Raw genomic sequence first — 19439 nt, 5'->3', positions numbered from 1 at the left:
CCCGGCCATGAACGTCGCCGCGCGCCTGTTCGGCAAGCCAGCGGCATCGGTCGAACCCGACGCCCGCACCGGGATCATCGACATCGGCTCGAACTCGATCCGCCTGGTGGTCTATCAGGGGCCCGCGCGGCTGCCAGCGATCCATTTCAACGAAAAGGTCTTGGCCGGGCTGGGCCGCGGGCTGGCGGCGACCGGATCGATCGAGAAGTCCGCGCTGAAAACGGCCCGCGCGGCGCTGACCCGGTTCGCCGCGGTCGCGCGTGAGATGGAGGTCGGTTCGCTGCGCACCGTCGCCACCGCCGCGGTGCGCGATGCCGGCAATGGCGGCGAACTGATCGCCGCCGCGACCGCGCTTGGGCTCGAGGTCGAAACTCTGTCGGGCGAGCAAGAGGCGAGTGCCGCGGGGTACGGCGTGCTCTCGGCGATCCCCGACGCGGATGGCATTGTCGGCGATCTCGGCGGCGGCAGTCTCGAACTCGTGCGAATCCGCGGTGGGCGGATCGAGGACCGCGTGTCGTTTCCGCTCGGCGTACTTCGCATCGCCGCGATCCGTGCCAGGCGCGGCAAGGTGCTCGAACGCCATGTCGGCAAGCTGATCCGCGAGGCCGGCTGGGCGGGGAAGGGGCAGGGCCTCCCGCTCTATCTCGTCGGCGGATCGTGGCGCGCGCTCGCGCGGCTCGACATGCACCTGTCGGACTATCTGCTACCGATCATCCATCACTACACGATGAGTCTGCCGACGATCGTCCGGCTCGGTCGCACCATCCCGCATCTGTCCAAGCAGCGGCTGCGCGCGGTCGACGGGCTGTCGTCGGGACGCATCGCGACATTGTCCGACGCGACCGCGCTGCTCGGTGTGGTGGTCCGCCAGCTCGGCAGCCGGACGACGGTCGTCTCCGCCTACGGCCTGCGCGAGGGGCTGTTGTACGAGGCGCTCGATGCGCCGACGCGCGCGCTCGACCCGCTGATCGTGGCCGCGCGCGACGAGGGGCGCTCGCTCGGCCGGTTCCCCGAGCACGGCGACGTGCTCGACGCGTGGATCGCGCCGCTGTTCGCGAACGACGCCCCAGCGATGGCGCGGATCCGCCATGCCGCGTGCCTGCTCGCCGATGTCGGCTGGCGCGCGAACCCCGAATTCCGTGCGGAACTCGGCGCCGAGATCGGGCTGCACGGCAATTGGGTGGCGATCGATGCCGCCGGTCGCGCGCTGCTCGCGCAAGCACTGTATACCAGCCTCGGCGGCAGTGCGCTGGCGCCGGGCCCGATCGCGCAATTGCTGAGCCCGGCGGAGATTCGTCAAGCGACCATCTGGGGTCTCGCGATCCGGCTGGGTCAGCGCCTCAGCGGCGGCCTTGGCGGCCCGATCCAGCGCTCGACCCTATCCGACGACGGCGCCCGTCTCGCGCTGCACCTCGGCCGCGAGGACAAGGGCCTTTACGGTGAAGCGGTGGAGCGTCGGCATACCGCACTCGCGAATGCGTTGGGCCGCAAGGCGGGGCTGGTGCTGGCCTGACGGCCGCCGCGCGCCCTGGTAATGTTGGATTTTTCGCGCGACCCCCGGCAGCTTAGACCGGCAACCAAGACCCCAGGGTCAGCGCAACGCGAAGCATAGCCCTCCGGCGTGACTTTTGTGACTTTACGATTTCTGCCTACCCGCAGCTGACGCGGATGATCCGTCCCTTGTCGTCGGTATGAACGTTCAAGCGATCCTCACGGAAATCCTTGGTCACCATCGTATCCGGCGCGATCCAGCGCAGCGTCCGCGCGCCCGACCGCGTCAGCAGCACGTCGCCGCGCGCATCACTCGCGCGCTTGCCGACCAGGTCGCCGAGCGCTTCGGCCTTGCATACGCGCGCGGCCGGCGGGCTGCGCAGTTCGACCGGCGTGCACGCAGACACCGCAGCCGCCACCGCGGCCAGACCCAATATCTTCATGCGACGTCCTCCGTCCGAGTCATCTTCAGCCGCCCATCGATCACCGCGAACGCCAGCCGACCCTCGACAAGGTCCAGCGCATCGCGCCCGAACTGGTCGAACCGCCAGCCCTCGAGCATTGGCAGACCCGTCCGCACGCCCGCGGCGAGCGCCTCCAGCTCCTCGGTCCGCGCCAGCAGCTTCGACGCGACGTCGATGTCGCGCGATCGGATCTTCAGCAGCAGTTTGAGCAGGTCGGCGACCAGCGAGCCTTCCTTGCCGAGCCCCGGCTTGCGATCGTCGCGCGGCGGCAGTTCGTCCGCGCCCAGCGGCTCGGCCGCCTCCAGCGCCGCGATCAGCCGCGCGCCAATGTCGTTGCCCGCCCAGCTCGCCGACAGCCCGCGCACGCGCGCCAGATCGGCCTGCCTCTTGGGCGGATGGCCGGCCATGTCGCCCAGCGTCTCGTCCTTGACAATCCGCCCGCGCGGCAGGTCCTTGCCCTGCGCCTCCAGCTCGCGCCACCGCGCCAGCGCCTTCAGCCGCCCCAGCACCTCAGGTTTCCGGCCCGAGATCCGCACCCGCTTCCACGCCAGATCGGGGTCGTTCGCGTAATTGGCCGGATCGGCCAGACGCTCCATCTCCTGGTTCAGCCACGCCCCGCGCCCCGTGGTCCGCAACCGGTCGAGCATCTTCGGGAAAATCTTCGACAGGTGCGTCACGTCGCCGATCGCATATTCGATCTGCCGCGCATCCAGCGGCCGCCGCGCCCAGTCGGTAAACCGCGCGCCCTTGTCGACCGCGATCCCCAGCCAGCTGTCGACCAGGTTCGAATAGCCGATCTGCTCGCCTTGCCCCAGCGCCATCGCCGCGACCTGCGTATCGAACAACGGGTAGGGGGTCTTGCCCGTCAAATTGTAGATGATCTCGATGTCCTGCCCGCCCGCATGGACGACCTTCAGCACGTCCTCATTCTCGGTCAGCAGGTCGAGCAGCGGCTTCAGGTCGATCCCCGGCGCCATCGGGTCGATCGCGGCCGCTTCCTTGTCGTCGGCGATCTGGATCAGGCACAGCTCGGGGTAATAGGTGCTCTCGCGCATGAACTCGGTATCGACGCAGACATAGTCGGCTTGCGCGAGGCGGGTGCAGAGATTGGCGAGCGAGGCGCTGTCGGAAATCAGGTCATGGATATGCATGATCCCCCCTTAGCGAGGGTCCGCCGGGTTGACAAAGCGGTGTGTGACGGGGGAAGCGCGAACCATCCCTATTCCCGTCCTCCAGTCCGCTGGAACCGACGTAAATCCGAGAAGAACCATGCACGCCTATCGCACCCATAATTGCGCCGCACTCCGCCCCGAGCATGTCGGCGAAGACGTCCGCGTCTCCGGCTGGGTCCACAAGAAGCGCGATCACGGCGATCTGGTCTTCATCGATTTGCGCGATCACTACGGCATCACGCAGATCGTCACCGACGTCTCGGGCCCGGTGTTCGAGGTCATCGAGAAGCTGAAGAACGAGAGCGTCGTCACGATCACCGGCAAGGTGACCGCGCGCTCGGCCGAGGCGGTGAACCCCAACCTCGCGACCGGCGCGATCGAGATCCGCGCGACCAGCGCCACCGTCCAGTCGGTCGCGCAGGAGCTGCCGATGCCGGTCGCCGGCGACGCCGAATATCCGGAGGACATCCGCCTCCGCTACCGCTTCCTCGACCTGCGTCGCGAGCGGCTGCATGCCAACATCATGCTCCGCAGCCAGGTCATCACCTCGCTGCGCAACCGCATGAACGGGCAGGGCTTCACGGAATTCCAGACCCCGATCCTGACCGCGTCGAGCCCCGAAGGCGCGCGCGACTATCTGGTGCCGAGCCGCGTGCATCCGGGCAAGTTCTACGCGCTCCCCCAGGCGCCGCAGATGTTCAAGCAGCTGCTGATGGTCGCCGGCTTCGATCGCTATTTTCAGATCGCCCCCTGCTTCCGCGACGAGGATGCGCGCGCCGACCGTAGCCCCGGTGAATTCTACCAGCTCGATTTCGAGATGAGCTTCGTCACGCAGGACGACGTTTTCGCCGCGATCGAACCCGTGCTGCACGGCGTGTTCGAGGAATTCGCCGACTTCCAGGGCAAGGGCCGCACCGTCTCGCCGCTGCCGTTCCAGCGCATCCCCTACCGCGAATCGATGCTGAAATACGGCAGCGACAAGCCCGACCTGCGCAACCCGATCCTGATCCACGACGTCGGCCACCACTTCGTCGATTCGGGCTTCGGTCTCTTCGCGAGCATCGTCGCTGGCGGCGACGTGGTCCGCGCGATCCCCGCGCCTAACACCGCCGACAAGTCTCGGAAATTCTTCACCGACATGAACGACTGGGCGCGCGCCGAAGGGCACGCCGGGCTCGGCTACATCACCCAGAAGAACGGTGAACTCGGCGGCCCGATCGCCAAGAATCATGGCGAGGAAGCTACCCGTAAGCTGATCGCCGAAATGGGCCTCGGCCCGAACGACGGCATCTTCTTCGCCGCCGGCAAGGAACTCGCCGCCGCCAAGCTCGCCGGTGCCGCCCGCGCGCGGATCGGTGCTGATCTCGGCCTGATCGACGAGAGCCGCTTCGAATTCTGCTGGATCGTCGACTTCCCGATGTTCGAATATGACGAGGACGCCAAGAAGGTCGACTTCAGCCATAACCCCTTCAGCATGCCGCAGGGCGAGATGGAGGCGCTGCAGACCATGGATCCGTTGGATATCCTGGCCTATCAGTACGACATCGTCTGCAACGGCGTGGAGCTCAGCTCGGGCGCGATCCGCAACCATCAGCCCGAGATCATGTACAAGGCGTTCGAGATCGCCGGCTACAGCCAGGCCGATGTCGACGCGAACTTCGCCGGCATGATCAACGCCTTCAAGCTCGGCGCGCCGCCGCACGGCGGCTCGGCGCCCGGGATCGACCGGATGGTGATGCTGCTCGCGGGCGAGCCCAACATCCGCGAGGTCGTGCTGTTCCCGATGAACCAGAAGGCCGAGGACCTGATGATGGGTGCGCCCAACTATGCGAGCGCGAAGCAGCTGAAGGAGCTGAACATCAAGGTCACCGTCGACGGCCCGAAGGGCCCGGGGACGACCGTCGCCCCGACCGCCGGCTGACTGATAGCGGAGCACGACGCATGACGATTGACCTGTCGGACTATGAAGACGGCCGGAAATACGACGGTCATTACAAGCGCGAACTGGCCAAACTCCAGGAACGTCTGGAGCGGATCCAGGTCGCGCACATCGTCCACGGCAAGCGCGCGATCGTCATGTTCGAGGGTTGGGATGCCGCGGGGAAGGGCGGGATCATCCAGCGGATGACCGCCGCCTGGGACCCGCGTCATTTCGAAGTCTACCCGATCTCGGCACCGTCGCCCGAGGAAAAGGCGCATGATTTCCTCTGGCGGTTCGAGACCCGCTTGCCGGCCGCCCGCGAGATCGCGGTGTTCGACCGCAGCTGGTATGGCCGTGTCCTGGTCGAGCGCGTCGAGGGTTTCGCGACCGACGCCGAATGGCAGCGCGGTTATGACGAGATCAACGCGTTCGAGGCGCAGCAGGTCGCGCACGGCACGACGCTGATCAAGCTCTTCGTCCACACCACGCAGAAGGAACAGGACAAGCGGCTGAAGAACCGGCTGGAGGATCCCTGGAAGCGGTGGAAGACCGGTCTCGACGATTACCACAACCGGTCGCGCCGGGCGGAATATCTCGACGCGATGCACGACATGTTCGCGCGCACCGATACCGTCGCCGCCCCCTGGATCGCGATCGACGGCAACAACAAGAAGGCCGCGCGCATCGCCGCGCTCACCGCCATCGCCGACCGTTTGGAAGACAATGTGCCGATGGCCCCGCCGGCGCTCGATCCGGCCGTTGAGAAGGTCGCCCGCGCTGCTTTCGGCGACTGACGCGCCGAACGGACCTGCCTGCCGATAATCCGGCGCGAACCGCATCTATGTTGTCTAGGCGGGTGGGGATCGCTATCTCGCGACGATGAACGAGATGACTCCGCTCGCCCCTCTTCCCGATACTGGTCAGCCCCGACTGCGCAAACCAGACTGGATTCGCGTCAAGGCGCCGACCAGCGTCGGCTTCGCCAAGACCCGCGAGTTGATGCGCTCGAAAAGCCTCACGACGGTGTGCGAAGAGGCGGCATGCCCTAATATCGGCGAATGCTGGTCGAAGAAGCACGCGACCGTCATGATCCTCGGCGACACCTGCACGCGCGCCTGCGCGTTCTGCAACGTGAAGACCGGCATGCCCCGCGCGGTCGACGCGATGGAGCCGCAGAACGTCGCCGACGCGGCCGCGCAGATGGGCCTGAACCACATCGTCATCACCTCGGTCGACCGCGACGACCTACCCGATGGCGGCGCCTCGCAGTTCGTGAAGGTCATCCAGGCGATCCGTCGCTCGAACCCGACCACGACGATCGAGATCCTCACCCCCGATTTTCGCAACAAGGCACAGGCCGCGATCGAGTCGATCGTCGAAGCGCGTCCTGACGTTTACAACCATAATCTGGAGACCGTGCCGCGGCTCTACCCGACGATCCGTCCGGGCGCGCGCTACTATGCCTCGCTGCGGCTGCTTGAGAGCGTCAAGAAGCATGATCCGTCGATCTTCACCAAGTCGGGCGTGATGCTCGGGCTGGGCGAGGAGCGGCTCGAGATCCATCAGGTGATGGACGACATGCGCTGCGCCGACATCGATTTCCTGACGATGGGGCAATATCTTCAGCCCACCCCGCGCCATGCCAAGGTCGCCGAATTCGTGCCTCCCAAGGCGTTCGACGCCTATGCCGCCATCGCGCGCGCAAAGGGGTTCCTGCTGGTCGCCTCGTCACCGCTGACCCGGTCGAGCTATCACGCTGGCGACGACTTCGAACGGATGCGCGCGGCGCGCGCGGCGAAATTGGCGCCGAAGCTGGGGGTCGGGCTCGAGCACGTCTGATGCCGAAGCATTCGGAAACGCGTCATCTGCCCTACACGCCCGAACAGATGTTCGATCTGGTCGCTGACGTGCGCCGCTATAGCGAATTCCTGCCGTGGGTCAGCGCGATGCGCGTGCGCTCGGACAGCGAGACCCAGACGCTCGCCGACATGATCGTCGGATTCAAGGGCCTGCGCGAAACCTTCACGTCGCGCGTCGAGAAGTCGCGGCCCGACACGATCACCGTCGAATATATCGAGGGTCCGTTGAAGTTCCTCCGCAACGAGTGGCGTTTTCGGCCCGAACCCGGCGGCTGCGCGGTCGATTTCAGCGTCGACTTCGCGTTCAAGAACCGGATGTTCGAGATGATCGCCGGCCAGGTGTTCGGCTCGGCGCTACGTAAGATGATCGGCGCATTCGAAACGCGCGCCGCACAGCTTTACGGCGCGGGCGGCACCGGCACCGGCACCGGCAACAGCAGTTCGAGCGCCCATAGCGCGGCCTGAAGGCGGATTCCTCCGCGGCCGAGGTCGCCGAACATCTTCTTGTCCGCATGCACGTCGGCGGGATCGCCACCTTTCTCCGCACGGCCAAACACGACCGTACCGACAGGCTTCTTGATCGATCCGCCGCCGGGCCCTGCGATACCCGTGATCGCAACCGCAACGTCCGCACCCGACTGGCGCAGCGCGGTTTGCGCCATGCTCCAAGCCACCGCGATCGAGACCGCACCGAAGGTTTCGAGGACGTCCGAGCTGATCTTGAGGATGCCGAGCTTGGCATCGTTCGAATAGGTCACGAAACCGACTTCGAACACTTCGGAAGACCCAGGGATTTCGGTCAGCGCCGCGGCAACGAGACCGCCCGTGCAGCTTTCGGCGACCGCGACGCGGCGGCCGATCGCTCGGTTTTGCTCGATCACGCGACGCGCGGCTTCGACCAAGGCGTCAGGAAGAACGGTATCCATGGCTCAACGGCTCCTTGCGGTGCACAGCGGCAAGTCGGGAACCGCGACGACGCCGCGCCGTGCCTTTTCGGCCTTCAGGTAGCGCAGCGTCTCCACGACGATGGCCGCGGTGTTGCGCGCCGGCAGCGGCTCCAGCAGCGCGACCAGCCGGTCGATCGTGCCGCAATCGCGCGTAGCGATTCGGCCGACGAGTTGCGGGACCAGCAGCGACGTCAGCAGCGGGCGCGCGAATTCCGAGTCGAGCAGCGCATCGACCGCCGGATCGCTAAGCTTGACGATCGCCGCGCGCGCCGCCGGCCAGGCGCGTGCCGCCTCGACCTGGTAGCGACTGAGCAACGGGCTTGATCTGCGCCGGACAAGGCTCGTCGCCGGCAGTTGCGCGGCACAGACGGTGCCGGTTTCGCGGATGATATCGGGCAGGGCTACCAGAGTCAGCGCCTCGGCCTCGGGCCCGGTAATGCAGGGCTGCTGGGCGGCCGCAGGACTGGCGAGAAGTGCCACGGCGGCGAGCGCGGCGGCGATCCTCATCGTGGCGCCCCCGGCAGGCGGATGGTGGCGACCGCCTGTGCCGCGATGCCTTCGCCGCGGCCGGTGAAGCCCAGGCGTTCGGTGGTTGTCGCCTTCACGCTCACCCGGTCGGGCGTGAGCGCCAGCAAGTCGGCGATCCGCGCGGTCATTGCGGCGCGGTGCGGGCCGATCTTGGGGGCCTCGCACATGATCGTCAGGTCGACGAAGTCGATGCGGCCGCCCTTGTCCGCGATCAGGGTCGCCGCATGCTGCAGAAACTGCGCGGAGTCGGCACCCTTCCATTGCGGGTCGCTCGGCGGGAAATGCGTGCCGATATCGCCGGCCGCGATCGTACCGAGCAGCGCATCCGTCAGCGCATGGAGTGCGACATCGGCGTCGCTATGACCCGACAGGCCCTTGTCGTGCGGGATAAGGACGCCGCCCAGGCACAATTCCTCGCCGACCTCGAGGCGGTGGACATCGAACCCCATCGCCGTGCGGGTCTCCATCGCGGCGCGCGCATCGGCGGCAGCGAAATCTTGCGGGTGAGTCACTTTTTCGAGCATGGCATCGCCCTGCACCAACGCGACCCTGCCGCCAAGTCGCCGCACCATCTGCGCGTCGTCGGTTGCATCTTCCGACGGATCCCACGCGGCGTGCGCGGCCTGCAGGATCGGCATGCGAAAGCCTTGCGGCGTCTGGACGCGATAAAGATCGGCGCGCGGAACCGTTTCGCCCAGAAGTTCCGTCCCGCGCGCCAGCGTGTCCGCCACCGGCAGGACGGGCGTGGCGCCGTCATGCGTATCCAGCGCGTCCAGGACCGCGTCGATGACGCGGCTCGGCAGGAAAGGGCGGGCGGCATCGTGGATCAGCACGCGCGTGGCACCCGCAATCGCGGTCAGCCCAAGCGCCACCGACTCGCGCCGCGTTGCCCCGCCAACGACGACCGTCACGTCGCCTAAGACGGCCCTGACCATGTGCCCTTGGCCCGGCGCCGCGACGACCACGATCTGGTCGATCCCCGGATGCGCCGCAAATGCTGCATGGGAATGCGCGATCATCGCGCGCCCCGCGACCTGCGCGAACTGTTTGGGGATCGTCCCGCCCGCGCGTACGCCCGCACCTGCGGCGACGATCAAGGCTGTGGTGCGCGCGGTATCGGTCATGCGCCGTGCCTAGCCGCTCGCCCGCCTTGCCACCAGAGCCGGCGTGGGCTACGGGATGCCCGTTTTTCAGGCACATCCATGCGCACATTGTCCCCAATCCAGATCGGCCCCGTCCGGATCGAGAGCCCCGTCGTGCTCGCGCCCATGACCGGAGTCACCGACATGCCATTCCGCACGCTCGTGCGACGCTATGGCTCGGGCCTCAACGTCACCGAGATGGTCGCGAGCCAGGCGGCGATCCGCGAAACGCGCCAGTCGCTGCAAAAATCGGCCTGGGATCGCCTGGAGGAACCCGTCTCGATGCAGCTGGTCGGCTGCACGCCCTATGAGATGGGGGAGGCGGCCAAGCTCAGCCAGGATCGCGGCGCGGCGATCGTCGACATCAATATGGGTTGCCCGGTCCGAAAGATCGTCAACGGCGACGCCGGGTCGGCGCTGATGCGCGACGTCAAGCTCGCGACCGCGATCATCGAAGCGACCGTCAAGGCGGTCGACGTGCCGGTCACGCTGAAGATGCGGATGGGCTGGGACCATGACAGCCTCAACGCGCCCGAACTCTCGCGGATCGCCGAAGACCTCGGCGTCAAGCTGATCACCGTTCACGGCCGCACGCGCAACCAGATGTACAAGGGCAATGCCGACTGGGGTTTCGTGCGGAAGGTCAAAGACGCCGTCGGTATCCCGGTGATCGTCAACGGCGATATCTGCTCGATCGAGGATGCCGAAGCGGCGATGGAACAGTCCGGCGCCGACGGGCTGATGATCGGACGCGGCGCCTATGGTCGTCCGTGGCTGCTCGGCCAGGTCATGTCCTGGTTCGCGACCGGACGCCGCGTCGAAGATCCGACACTCGACGAACAATATCTTGCAATCGCTGGCCATTACGAAGCGATGCTCGAACATTACGGGATCGAGACCGGGGTCAACATGGCCCGGAAACATATCGGCTGGTACACCCGCGGACTCCACGGATCGGCGGAATTCCGCAACCGCGTCAACCAGGTACCTGACCCGAACCAGGTCAAGGCGATGCTCGCCGAATTCTACGCGCCCTGGCGTCAGCTTGCCGCGGCCTGAACCGCAGCACCGCGAACGGCCGGGCTTCGCCGAGCTGTTCGCCGCGCTGCCGGTTGCGGTTGTCGTCGTCGACCCCGCCAATCGCATCGCGCACGCCAACGCACTCGCCGAACAGTTGCTCAACCTGTCCGAGCGGCTGATGCTCGGCCAACCGCTTGCCGCGCTGTTCCCGCCGCTGGAAAACGCTGCGAGTCAGGACGGGCAGGGGCTTGCCGTGTACGACACCGAGATCGCGACCGCGCATGCCGGTAAGATCCGGGTCGATTTCGCGGAGACGCCGATCGCGGACTATGCAGGCTGGCGCGTGATCACGCTGCATGCCGCCTCGAACTCGCGCCGTCTCGGCCATTCGGTCGACCGCGCAGCGGGGGCACGCGCCGCGGTCGGCGCGGCGGCGATGCTGGCGCACGAGATCAAGAACCCCCTGTCCGGAATTCGCGGCGCGGCACAACTGCTCGGCGCGGGCGAACTGACCACGCTCATCGTCACCGAAGTCGACCGGATCGCGGCCTTGATCGACCGGATGCAGGATTTCAGCGACACCCGGCCGCTGCCGCTCGCCAGCGAGAACATCTATCCGCTGCTGGCGCACGCGCGGCAACTCGCGTTGGCCGGATTCGCGCGTGGCGTCACGATCGAGGAACGGTTCGATCCGTCGTTGCCCGCCGCGCATATCAACCGCGACGCCCTGCTTCAGATCGTCATTAACCTGCTCAAGAATGCCCGTGAAGCCGTTCGTGACACACGTGATTCACGGATCATCCTGACCACCGCCTATCGCCACGGGATCACCATCAGTACGGCGCCAGGGCGACCGCGCCAGATGCTGCCGATCGAGATCTGCGTGATGGACACCGGCCCGGGCGCGCCGCCGGACATCGCCGATCATCTGTTCGACCCATTCGTCTCGGGCCGGCGCGAGGGGCAGGGGCTCGGGCTTGCTCTCGTCGACAAGCTGACCCGCGACATGGGCGGGATCGTGCAATATGCCCGCGAAGGGACGCCTGAGATGACGGTTCTGCGTTTGCTGCTGCCAAGGGCGTCCGCATGAGCACGATTCTGGTCGTCGACGACGACGCCGCGATCCGCACCGTCGTTGCCCAGGCACTGCGCCGGGGCGGACACGACGTCGCCGTCGCCGACTCGCTGGCGGCGCTGGAGCGGTCACTCGCTGGCGGCGTTCCTGACGTGCTGATTACCGACGTCATCCTGCCTGATGGCGACGGCATCGATCACATCCGCGGCGTCGCGACGCGGTTTCCGACGTTGCCAATCATCGTGCTCTCGGCGCAGAACACGCTGACGACCGCGGTCCGCGCGGCCGAAGTCGGCGCGTATGAATATCTGCCCAAGCCGTTCGATCTCGACGTGCTGTCGCGCGCGGTGACCGGCGCCCTGTCGCGTGGTGGCCTGACGTCGGAGCAAGGGCCGGGGGAGGACAGCGCGCTGCCGCTGATCGGCCGGTCGGCGGCGATGCAAGACGTCTACCGCGTGATCGCGCGCGTCGTGTCGAACGACCTGACCGTCCTCATCTCGGGCGAATCGGGTACCGGCAAGGAACTCGTCGCGCGGGCGATCCATGATCTGGGGCCGCGCGGGCCAGCGCCGTTCGTCGCGATCAACATGGCCGCGATCCCGCGTGAGCTGATCGAGGCCGAGTTGTTCGGGCATGAACGTGGCGCATTCACCGGCGCTGCGGCGCGCAATGCCGGACGGTTCGAACAGGCGGCGGGCGGTACGCTGTTCCTCGACGAGATCGGCGACATGCCGATGGAGGCGCAGACCCGGTTGCTGCGGGTGCTGCAATCGGGCGAATTCACCAGTGTCGGCGGCGCACGGACGATCCGCGTCGACGTCCGGATCCTTGCCGCCACCAATCGCGATCTTGCCGCGCAGGTTGCGACGGGCCAGTTCCGTGAGGACCTGTTCTACCGGCTCAACGTCGTGCCCGTCACCTTGCCGCCATTGCGGGAGCGGCGACAGGACGTGGCGTTGCTGGCCCGGCATTTCCTCGATCACGCAGCCGCGCAGGGGCTTCCGCGTCGTCAACTCGCCAACGAGGCGCTCACCGCCCTTGGCAGCTACGACTGGCCGGGCAACGTCCGCGAACTCGAAAATCTGATGCGGCGTCTGGCGGTGCTCGCGCGCGACGAGGTCATCGGCGCCGATTCGATACGGGCAATGCTCGGCACGCCGGTATCGGGCGGTGAGGCCAGTGACGCGAACATCGCCGATGCAGTGCGCGCCTTGATCGACCGCATCGCCCGCGACAACCCTGCCGCGCTCGACGATGGCACGCTCTACGACCGCGTCATCGGTGAGGTCGAACGCCCGCTGATCGAGGCGATGCTGGCGCGTCACGGCGACAACCAGCTACGCGCGGCTCGGGCGATGGGCATCAATCGCAACACGCTTCGCAAGCGGCTGGACACGCTGGGGATTGGCCTTGGCGGGGAAACGGGGCGACCGCCGGAACCCCGCCCGCGTTAAATCGCGCATTATGTGGTTTCCCAGCAACGGTTGTCGTTGTATTGTAGCAACGATGATCGCCGCCGCGACGCAATCGATGGACGATGAAGGCCTGCCGCACCGGTTTGCGGTGACTCCTGCGGTCGAGGCGCTCGTCGTCGCGATCGCGGTCGCGATGGCTCTTACGACCTATTTCGTCATCAGTGGTTCGGGTTCGCCGGATCGGTTGATTGCGCCACCGCTCATTGCGCTTCTGCTCGTCGCGAACCTGGTTCCCGGGATCGCGATGATGATGCTGTTCGGTCGCCGCATCGCGCGGCGTCGCGCCGCGCGCTCGCCGGTCGGCGGGGGCGGTCGCCTCCACGTCCGGCTGGTCGCGCTGTTTTCGGTCGTCGCCGCGGTACCAATGCTGCTCGTCACGATCTTTGCGTCGCTGCTGTTCCAATATGGCGTGCAGTTCTGGTACTCGGACCAGGCGCGGAGTATGCTCGAAAACGCCAGCACTCTCGCGCGCGGCAATTACGAACGCGAGATTAGCCGGGTCTCGGGCGAAACCCAGGCGATGGCGATCGATCTCGCCGGCTATCTCAAAGAAGACGCGATCGACAGCAAGCGATTCACCGACGGGCTGCTATTCCAGACCGTGAAGCGCGAGCTTTCGGAGGCGATGATCATCCGCCGCGACGAAAAAGACCCGCTGATCGTGCTCAATCCCTATGGGCGCCCCCTGCAGAACGTCGTGTCTCCCGAGGTAATGCGCGCGATCGATAGCGGCGCAAAGGTGGTCACGACGCAGAACGATGATCGCGCCGGGGCCATCGTCCCGCTCAATTACGGGACGCATACCTATCTCTACGCGGCCCGCATCTTCGACGAACAATTGGCCGCGCAGCTCAAGCGCGGCGATGCGATCGTTGCCGATTATCGGGCACTGCAGACCCGCTCGCGAACGCTGCAGCTTCAGTTCCACGCCGCGTTGCTGGTCATCTCGCTGCTGATCGTGGGCGTCGCGGTTGCCATCGCGCTAGCGGTTGCCGATCGCCTCGTCAGGCCCGTCGGCGAGTTGGTCGCCGCAGCGCGGCGCGTTGCGGAAGGTGATTTGTCGGCGCGTGTGCCGGATCCGCGCAGCCGCGACGAAGTCGGAACGCTCGCGAACGCGTTCAACCAGATGACCGGGCGGCTCGAGGAGCAGAATACCGAACTCGTGACCGCGAACAGCCAGCTCGACGGGCGCCGAGCGTTGATCGAGGCGGTGATGGCTGGCGTGTCAGCTGGCGTGGTCGCAACCGGCCGCGACCGCACCATTACGATCGCCAACGATTCGGCCACCGCGTTGCTCGGCACCGGGCCGGGCGGGCTGGTCGGCCGCAAACTATCCGTCGTCGCGCCCGAGCTCGACAATATGGTCGACGGCACCGACCGCGAGGCGATCGTCGAGGTTGGGCAGGGGGGAGAGGTTCGTACGCTCGCCGTGCGGATCGCGCGGCCCGCGACCGGGCCGATCCTGACCTTCGACGATATCACCCAGCAACTGCTCGACCAGCGCCGCGCAGCCTGGTCCGATGTCGCCCGGCGCATCGCGCACGAGATCAAGAACCCGCTCACCCCGATCCAGCTCGCCGCCGAGCGGTTGCAGCGGCGCTATGGCAGCAAGATCGACGCCGAAGACGGGACGTTTGCCCGACTAACCGATACGATTATCCGCCAGGTTGCCGATCTGCGCCGCATGGTCGACGAATTCTCGTCGTTCGCACGCATGCCCAAGCCGGTGTTCAAGGAGGAATCGCTGGTCGACGCCGCCCGCCAGGCGATGTTCCTGCACGAGGTCGCGCACCCGGGTATCCGGTTTCAGCTGATCCACGACGTCCCTGGTCCGACCCTGGTCTGCGACCGTCGCCAGATCGGGCAAGCGCTGACCAACATCGTCAAGAATGCGGTCGAGGCGATCGAGAGCCGCGGGGCAGGCGACCACGCCGTCGTGATGACGTTGACCGAGGAAGCAGGCCGCAGCATCGGCATCGAGGTTGCGGATACCGGTATCGGTCTGCCCGCCGAGCGCGACCGGATCGTCGAACCCTATGTCACGACGCGCGCACGTGGCACCGGGCTCGGGCTTGCCATCGTCAAGAAGATCATCGAGGAACATTGCGGCACGATCGGCTTCTCCGATCGTCCGGGCGGTGGGACGCTCGTGACGATGCTCTTCGACACGCGGGCGCTGGCAGCGCTCGACCAAGGCGGCGACCAAGCCGCCGAACAGGGGGCATTCGCACCGGAGCTGGCCCATGAGGGCCAGCTCGACACGATTACTCGCAACCGGACATGATGTAATGGCGCTCGATATTCTCGTCGTTGACGACGAACGCGACATTCGCGAACTGGTGGCCGGCGTTCTGGAGGACGAAGGGTATCAGACGCGCGATGCAGGCGATAGCGATGCCGCGCTAGAGGCAATCGCGGAACGGCGCCCGTCGCTGGTGCTCCTCGACGTCTGGCTGCACGGTTCGCGGCTCGATGGGCTTGAACTGCTCGACGAGATCAAGCGGCGCGATCCGTCCATTCCGGTGCTGGTGATCTCGGGCCATGGCAATCTCGATACCGCAGTCGCCGCAATCCGCCGCGGCGCATCGGACTTCATCGAAAAGCCGTTCGAGGCCGAACGCCTGCTGCTGATGGTCGCACGGGCAACCGAGACCGAACGGCTACGCCGTGAGGTCGCCACGCTACGCGCGACGGTCGGCCGCGAAACCGACCTGACCGGCAGTTCGGGTTCGATCAACGGCGTCCGCGCCACGCTGAAGCGCGTCGCGGCGACCGGCAGTCGCGTGCTGATCATGGGCTCGGCCGGCGTCGGCAAGGAGGTCGCCGCACGGCTGTTGCACGGCTGGAGCCAGCGCACCGACGCACCGTTCATTATCGTCAGCGCCGCCCGCATGACGCCTGAGCGCGTCGACGAGGAATTGTTCGGCGTGGAAGAGGGGGGCGACCTCGTTCGCCCCGGCCTGTTCGAACAGGCGCATGGCGGCACGCTGTTCCTCGACGAGATCGCCGACATGCCGATCGCAACCCAGGCCCGCATCCTGCGCGCGCTCACCGACCAGAGCTTTACGCGCGTCGGCGGTACGCGTGTCGTGAAGGTCGACGTTCGAGTCGTGTCAGCGACCGCGCGCGATCTGGTGTTCGAGATTGCAGAGGGCCGGTTCCGCGAAGACCTCTATTACCGGATCAACGTCGTCCCGGTAACGATTCCGCCCCTGTCCGACCGCCGCGAGGACATCCCTGCGCTTGTTCAGCATTTCATCGCGCATTACGCCGCGGAACGCCGCGTGCCGACGCCGGAAATCGCGGCGGATGCGATGGTTGCGCTGCAATCCTATGACTGGCCGGGCAATGTCCGCCAGCTCCGCAACGTCGTGGAGCGGACGATCATCCTGGCGCCGGGCGACCGGATCGGGCGGATCGATCTCGACCTGCTGCCCGCCGAAGTACTCGGCGACCAGGGCGATATGGGCGGCGGTAGTGCGACGGCAATCATGGGATCGCCGTTGCGCGAGGCGCGCGAGACGTTCGAGCGCGAATATCTGCGCGTCCAGATCCGGCGGTTTTCAGGGAATATCTCACGCACGGCGAGCTTCATCGGGATGGAGCGCTCCGCCTTGCATCGCAAGTTAAAGCTGCTCGGGATCACCGAAACCCGCGACGAATAGTCCGTCGCCGGTCTGGACGTAGCCCCTCGTCGACCATAGATTGTGCCTGCGGCCGGTAATCGGTCCATCTCCGACGCCGGGAAACGGCGCCTCGCGGGCAAAGTCCCGCCAAGAACAAGGGTTATCCCATTGGCCGACAAGCAAGGCTCGCTCCAGGACCTGTTCCTGAACGCTCTCCGGCGCACAAAGACGCCGGTCACGATGTTCCTAGTCAAGGGCGTGAAGCTCCAGGGCATCGTCACCTGGTTCGATAATTTTTCGGTCCTTCTCCGCCGCGACGGCCAGTCGCAGCTGATCTACAAGCATGCAATCTCGACGATCATGCCGGCCGGTCCAATGGACGTCTCCGCGCTCCTCGAGGCTGTCGGAGAAAATCAGAAGAAGCAGCCGCTTTTGCAGGAGATCTTCCTGAATGCGGTGCGCAAATCCGAAGACAGCGTGACGATGTTTTTGATCAACGGCGTCATGCTGCAGGGACACATTGCTGGGTTCGACCTGTTTTGCATGCTGTTGCAGCGTGAAGGCATGGCGCAACTCGTCTACAAGCACGCCGTTTCGACGATCCAGCCGTCGCGGCCGCTGAACTTGGCAGGGGAAACCGCCGATGACGGGGCTGAGGACGAGGCCGAAGACGAATGAGGATGAGTGTTTGAGTAACGGGTTCGATCGCGACCGGGATGAATTTGCGCGCGGCACGCGCGCCATCATCGTGCTGCCGGATCAGGGCGACGCGGCGCGAGATGCCGATGCGCGGCTCGCGGAGACCGCCGGGTTGGCAGCGGCCATCGGCGTGCAAGTCGTCGAACGGATCGCGTACCGCGTCCGCCAGCCTAAGCCCGCGACCCTGATAGGCAGCGGGCAGGTCGAGATGCTCGCAGCGCAGGCGCGGATGGAAGAGGCGGGGCTTGTCGTGTTCGACGCGAGCCTCAGCCCCATCCAGCAGCGCAACCTCGAAAAGGCGCTCGGCACCAAGGTCATCGACCGCACCGGGCTGATCCTCGAGATCTTCGGCGAGCGGGCCGCGACCGCTGAAGGTCGACTTCAGGTCGAACTCGCGCATCTGGATTATCAGGCCGGGCGGCTCGTGCGCAGCTGGACCCATCTCGAGCGCCAGCGCGGTGGCTTCGGCTTCCTGGGTGGTCCCGGCGAGACTCAGATCGAAGCAGATCGCCGCCTGATCCGCGACCGCATGGCCAAACTCAAGCGCGAGCTCGAGCAGGTCAGCCGGACTCGCGGGCTTCACCGTGAACGGCGCCAGCGCGCACCATGGCCTGTGATCGCGTTGGTCGGCTATACCAACGCTGGAAAGTCGACGCTTTTCAATCGATTGACGGGTGCTGACGTCATGGCGGAAGATCTGTTGTTCGCGACGCTTGATCCGACGCTGCGACAGATTCAGTTGCCGGGGATCGACAAGGCGATCGTGTCCGACACGGTCGGGTTCGTCTCCGACCTGCCGACGCAACTGGTCGCCGCGTTCAAGGCAACGCTGGAAGAGGTCGTCTCTGCCGACTTGTTGATCCATGTCCGCGACATCGCGCACCCCGATACCGAGGCGCAGCGCGCGGATGTCGAGGCGGTGTTGGCGGAGATCGGCGTCGACGAGGCGACCCCGCGGTTCGAGGTCTGGAACAAGCTCGATCTGCTCGATCAGGCCGACCATGACGAGATCGCTGGCGAAGCCGCGCACCGCGAGGATGTCGTCGCGATCTCGGCGCTGAGCGGGGAAGGGGTCGCCGGCCTGCTGGACCAGGTTGCTGGCAAGCTCACCGGCGCGCACAGGCGCTATTGGTTGTCGATCGACGCCACCGACGGGGCGGGGGCCGCCTGGCTCCACGCACATGGCGAGGTGATCGACACGCGGGTCGACGGGCTTGAGACGACGTATGAAGTTCGGTTGTCGGAGGCCGACTACGACCGCTTCATTCGCCGCGATGCTTGACGTCCTGCCACAGCGCTTCTTTGTCAGCGAGAGTGAGGCCGGCGAATGCGTCGCCGGCCTGCGCCTCCATGGCGCGGAAGCGGCGCTCGAATTTGGCGTTGCCCGCGCGCAGAGCGGCTTCCGGGTCGATCCCGAGATGCCGTGCCCAATTGGTGACCGCGAACAGCAGGTCACCCATCTCCTCTGCCAGCGTTTCCGGAGAGGCCTCGCGGATCTCGGCGATCTCCTCATGGACCTTGTCGAGCGGGCCGGCTGCGTCAGGCCAGTCGAACCCGGTTCGTGCCGCGCGCTTCTGCAGCTTTTCGGCGCGCGTCAGCGCCGGCAGACCCAGCGCGACGCCGGCAAGCGCGCTGCCATCGGTCTTGGCACCGCGCTCGGCAGCCTTGAGGGCTTCCCATCCTGGTGACGTTGTGGCGTCGCCGAAGATATGCGGGTGGCGCCGTTCCATCTTGTCGCTGATCGCGGTGACGACGTCGGCGAGCGTGAAGGCGCCGGCTTCCTCTGCGATCCGGCTGTGGAAGACCACCTGGAGCAGCAGGTCGCCGAGCTCGTCCTTGATATCGTCGACATCGTCGCGTGCGATCGCGTCGGCGACCTCATAGGCTTCCTCGATCGTATAGGGCGCAATCGTCGCCCAGGTCTGTTCGCGATCCCATTCGCAGCCCGAGACCGGATCGCGCAGCTTTGCCATCACGGCAACGAGCCGGTCGATCATCGCGCAGGCGCCATGCTAGAGCG

General features: G+C 66.3%; 18 protein-coding genes. 12 read left to right on the top strand and 6 right to left on the bottom strand.

The features are described 5' to 3' along the window. The first annotated feature begins 7 nt into the window (after nt 1–7). Complete coding sequence (locus tag U1701_RS05875; RefSeq protein WP_332781612.1) at nt 8–1513, top strand: Ppx/GppA phosphatase family protein; 1506 nt, start codon at nt 8–10, stop codon at nt 1511–1513. A 136-nt stretch (nt 1514–1649) separates the two neighbouring features. Here U1701_RS05875 and U1701_RS05870 read toward each other — a convergent pair whose 3' ends face one another. Next, on the bottom strand, nt 1650–1934 hold the full coding sequence (locus U1701_RS05870) for an I78 family peptidase inhibitor (protein WP_332781611.1): 285 nt from the start codon (nt 1932–1934) through the stop codon (nt 1650–1652). After that, nucleotides 1931–3106: a ribonuclease D gene (gene rnd / locus U1701_RS05865; protein ID WP_332781610.1), complete on the bottom strand. Its 1176-nt coding sequence runs from the start codon at nt 3104–3106 to the stop codon at nt 1931–1933. The genes U1701_RS05870 and rnd overlap by 4 nt, the downstream gene beginning before the upstream one ends. A 118-nt stretch (nt 3107–3224) precedes the next feature. Here rnd and aspS point away from each other — a divergent pair, with 118 nt between their 5' ends. The 4 genes from aspS (at nt 3225) to U1701_RS05845 (ending at nt 7372) form a co-directional block, all read left to right on the top strand. Next, entirely contained in the window at nt 3225–5048 is a 1824-nt protein-coding gene (gene aspS / locus U1701_RS05860) for an aspartate--tRNA ligase (RefSeq protein WP_332781609.1), read from the top strand. A gap of 20 nt (nt 5049–5068) precedes the next feature. Then, entirely contained in the window at nt 5069–5842 is a 774-nt protein-coding gene (locus tag U1701_RS05855; protein WP_332781608.1) for a polyphosphate kinase 2 family protein, read from the top strand. Nucleotides 5843–5927: 85 nt separating this feature from the next. Next, entirely contained in the window at nt 5928–6887 is a 960-nt protein-coding gene (lipA, locus tag U1701_RS05850) for a lipoyl synthase (protein WP_332781607.1), read from the top strand. Beyond that, entirely contained in the window at nt 6887–7372 is a 486-nt protein-coding gene (locus U1701_RS05845) for a type II toxin-antitoxin system RatA family toxin (RefSeq protein ID WP_332781606.1), read from the top strand. Before lipA ends, U1701_RS05845 begins: the two co-directional genes overlap by 1 nt. Here the strand turns inward: U1701_RS05845 and U1701_RS05840 are convergent. Genes U1701_RS05840 through U1701_RS05830 form a run of 3 tightly spaced genes read right to left on the bottom strand, consistent with a single transcriptional unit; the run spans nt 7306 to nt 9506 of the window. Beyond that, the gene (locus U1701_RS05840; protein ID WP_332781605.1) at nt 7306–7833 is read right to left on the bottom strand and encodes a CinA family protein; all 528 of its coding nucleotides are present in this window, start codon (nt 7831–7833) and stop codon (nt 7306–7308) included. The two genes, U1701_RS05845 and U1701_RS05840, sit on opposite strands and share 67 nt — an antisense overlap. A gap of 3 nt (nt 7834–7836) precedes the next feature. Beyond that, the gene (locus U1701_RS05835; RefSeq protein WP_332781604.1) at nt 7837–8361 is read right to left on the bottom strand and encodes a hypothetical protein; all 525 of its coding nucleotides are present in this window, start codon (nt 8359–8361) and stop codon (nt 7837–7839) included. Then, nucleotides 8358–9506 carry a bifunctional 2-C-methyl-D-erythritol 4-phosphate cytidylyltransferase/2-C-methyl-D-erythritol 2,4-cyclodiphosphate synthase gene (locus tag U1701_RS05830; protein WP_332781603.1) on the bottom strand — a complete coding sequence of 383 codons (1149 nt, stop codon included), beginning with the start codon at nt 9504–9506 and terminating at the stop codon, nt 8358–8360. Before U1701_RS05830 ends, U1701_RS05835 begins: the two co-directional genes overlap by 4 nt. Nucleotides 9507–9584: 78 nt before the next feature. Here U1701_RS05830 and dusB point away from each other — a divergent pair, with 78 nt between their 5' ends. Genes dusB through hflX form a run of 7 tightly spaced genes read left to right on the top strand, consistent with a single transcriptional unit; the run spans nt 9585 to nt 18701 of the window. Continuing rightward, nucleotides 9585–10583 carry a tRNA dihydrouridine synthase DusB gene (gene dusB, locus U1701_RS05825; protein WP_332781602.1) on the top strand — a complete coding sequence of 333 codons (999 nt, stop codon included), beginning with the start codon at nt 9585–9587 and terminating at the stop codon, nt 10581–10583. Next, nucleotides 10570–11634: a two-component system sensor histidine kinase NtrB gene (locus U1701_RS05820; protein WP_332781601.1), complete on the top strand. Its 1065-nt coding sequence runs from the start codon at nt 10570–10572 to the stop codon at nt 11632–11634. The genes dusB and U1701_RS05820 overlap by 14 nt, the downstream gene beginning before the upstream one ends. After that, a complete protein-coding gene (gene ntrC, locus U1701_RS05815; RefSeq protein WP_332781600.1) occupies nt 11631–13073 on the top strand; it encodes a nitrogen regulation protein NR(I) in 1443 nt (480 codons plus the stop codon). Before U1701_RS05820 ends, ntrC begins: the two co-directional genes overlap by 4 nt. Before the next feature lie 52 nt (nt 13074–13125). Then, on the top strand, nt 13126–15378 hold the full coding sequence (locus U1701_RS05810; protein ID WP_332781599.1) for a sensor histidine kinase: 2253 nt from the start codon (nt 13126–13128) through the stop codon (nt 15376–15378). Between the two features lie 4 nt (nt 15379–15382). Next, nucleotides 15383–16759, top strand: a complete 1377-nt coding sequence (gene ntrX / locus U1701_RS05805) for a nitrogen assimilation response regulator NtrX (protein ID WP_332781598.1) — start codon at nt 15383–15385, stop codon at nt 16757–16759. Nucleotides 16760–16801: 42 nt separating this feature from the next. After that, entirely contained in the window at nt 16802–17398 is a 597-nt protein-coding gene (hfq, locus tag U1701_RS05800) for an RNA chaperone Hfq (protein WP_332781597.1), read from the top strand. 10 nt (nt 17399–17408) lie between these two features. Continuing rightward, nucleotides 17409–18701, top strand: coding sequence for a GTPase HflX (hflX, locus tag U1701_RS05795; RefSeq protein ID WP_332781596.1), 1293 nt, complete (start codon nt 17409–17411; stop codon nt 18699–18701). Here the strand turns inward: hflX and mazG are convergent. Beyond that, nucleotides 18682–19416 carry a nucleoside triphosphate pyrophosphohydrolase gene (gene mazG, locus U1701_RS05790; RefSeq protein ID WP_332781595.1) on the bottom strand — a complete coding sequence of 245 codons (735 nt, stop codon included), beginning with the start codon at nt 19414–19416 and terminating at the stop codon, nt 18682–18684. The two genes, hflX and mazG, sit on opposite strands and share 20 nt — an antisense overlap. Between the last annotated feature and the right edge of the window lie 23 nt (nt 19417–19439).

The organism is Sphingomonas rhamnosi (genome assembly GCF_036663615.1).
Classification (GTDB): domain Bacteria; phylum Pseudomonadota; class Alphaproteobacteria; order Sphingomonadales; family Sphingomonadaceae; genus Sphingomonas.
Note: the sequence above shows the minus strand (reverse complement) of the source record. Positions and strands in the feature narration are given on the sequence as shown.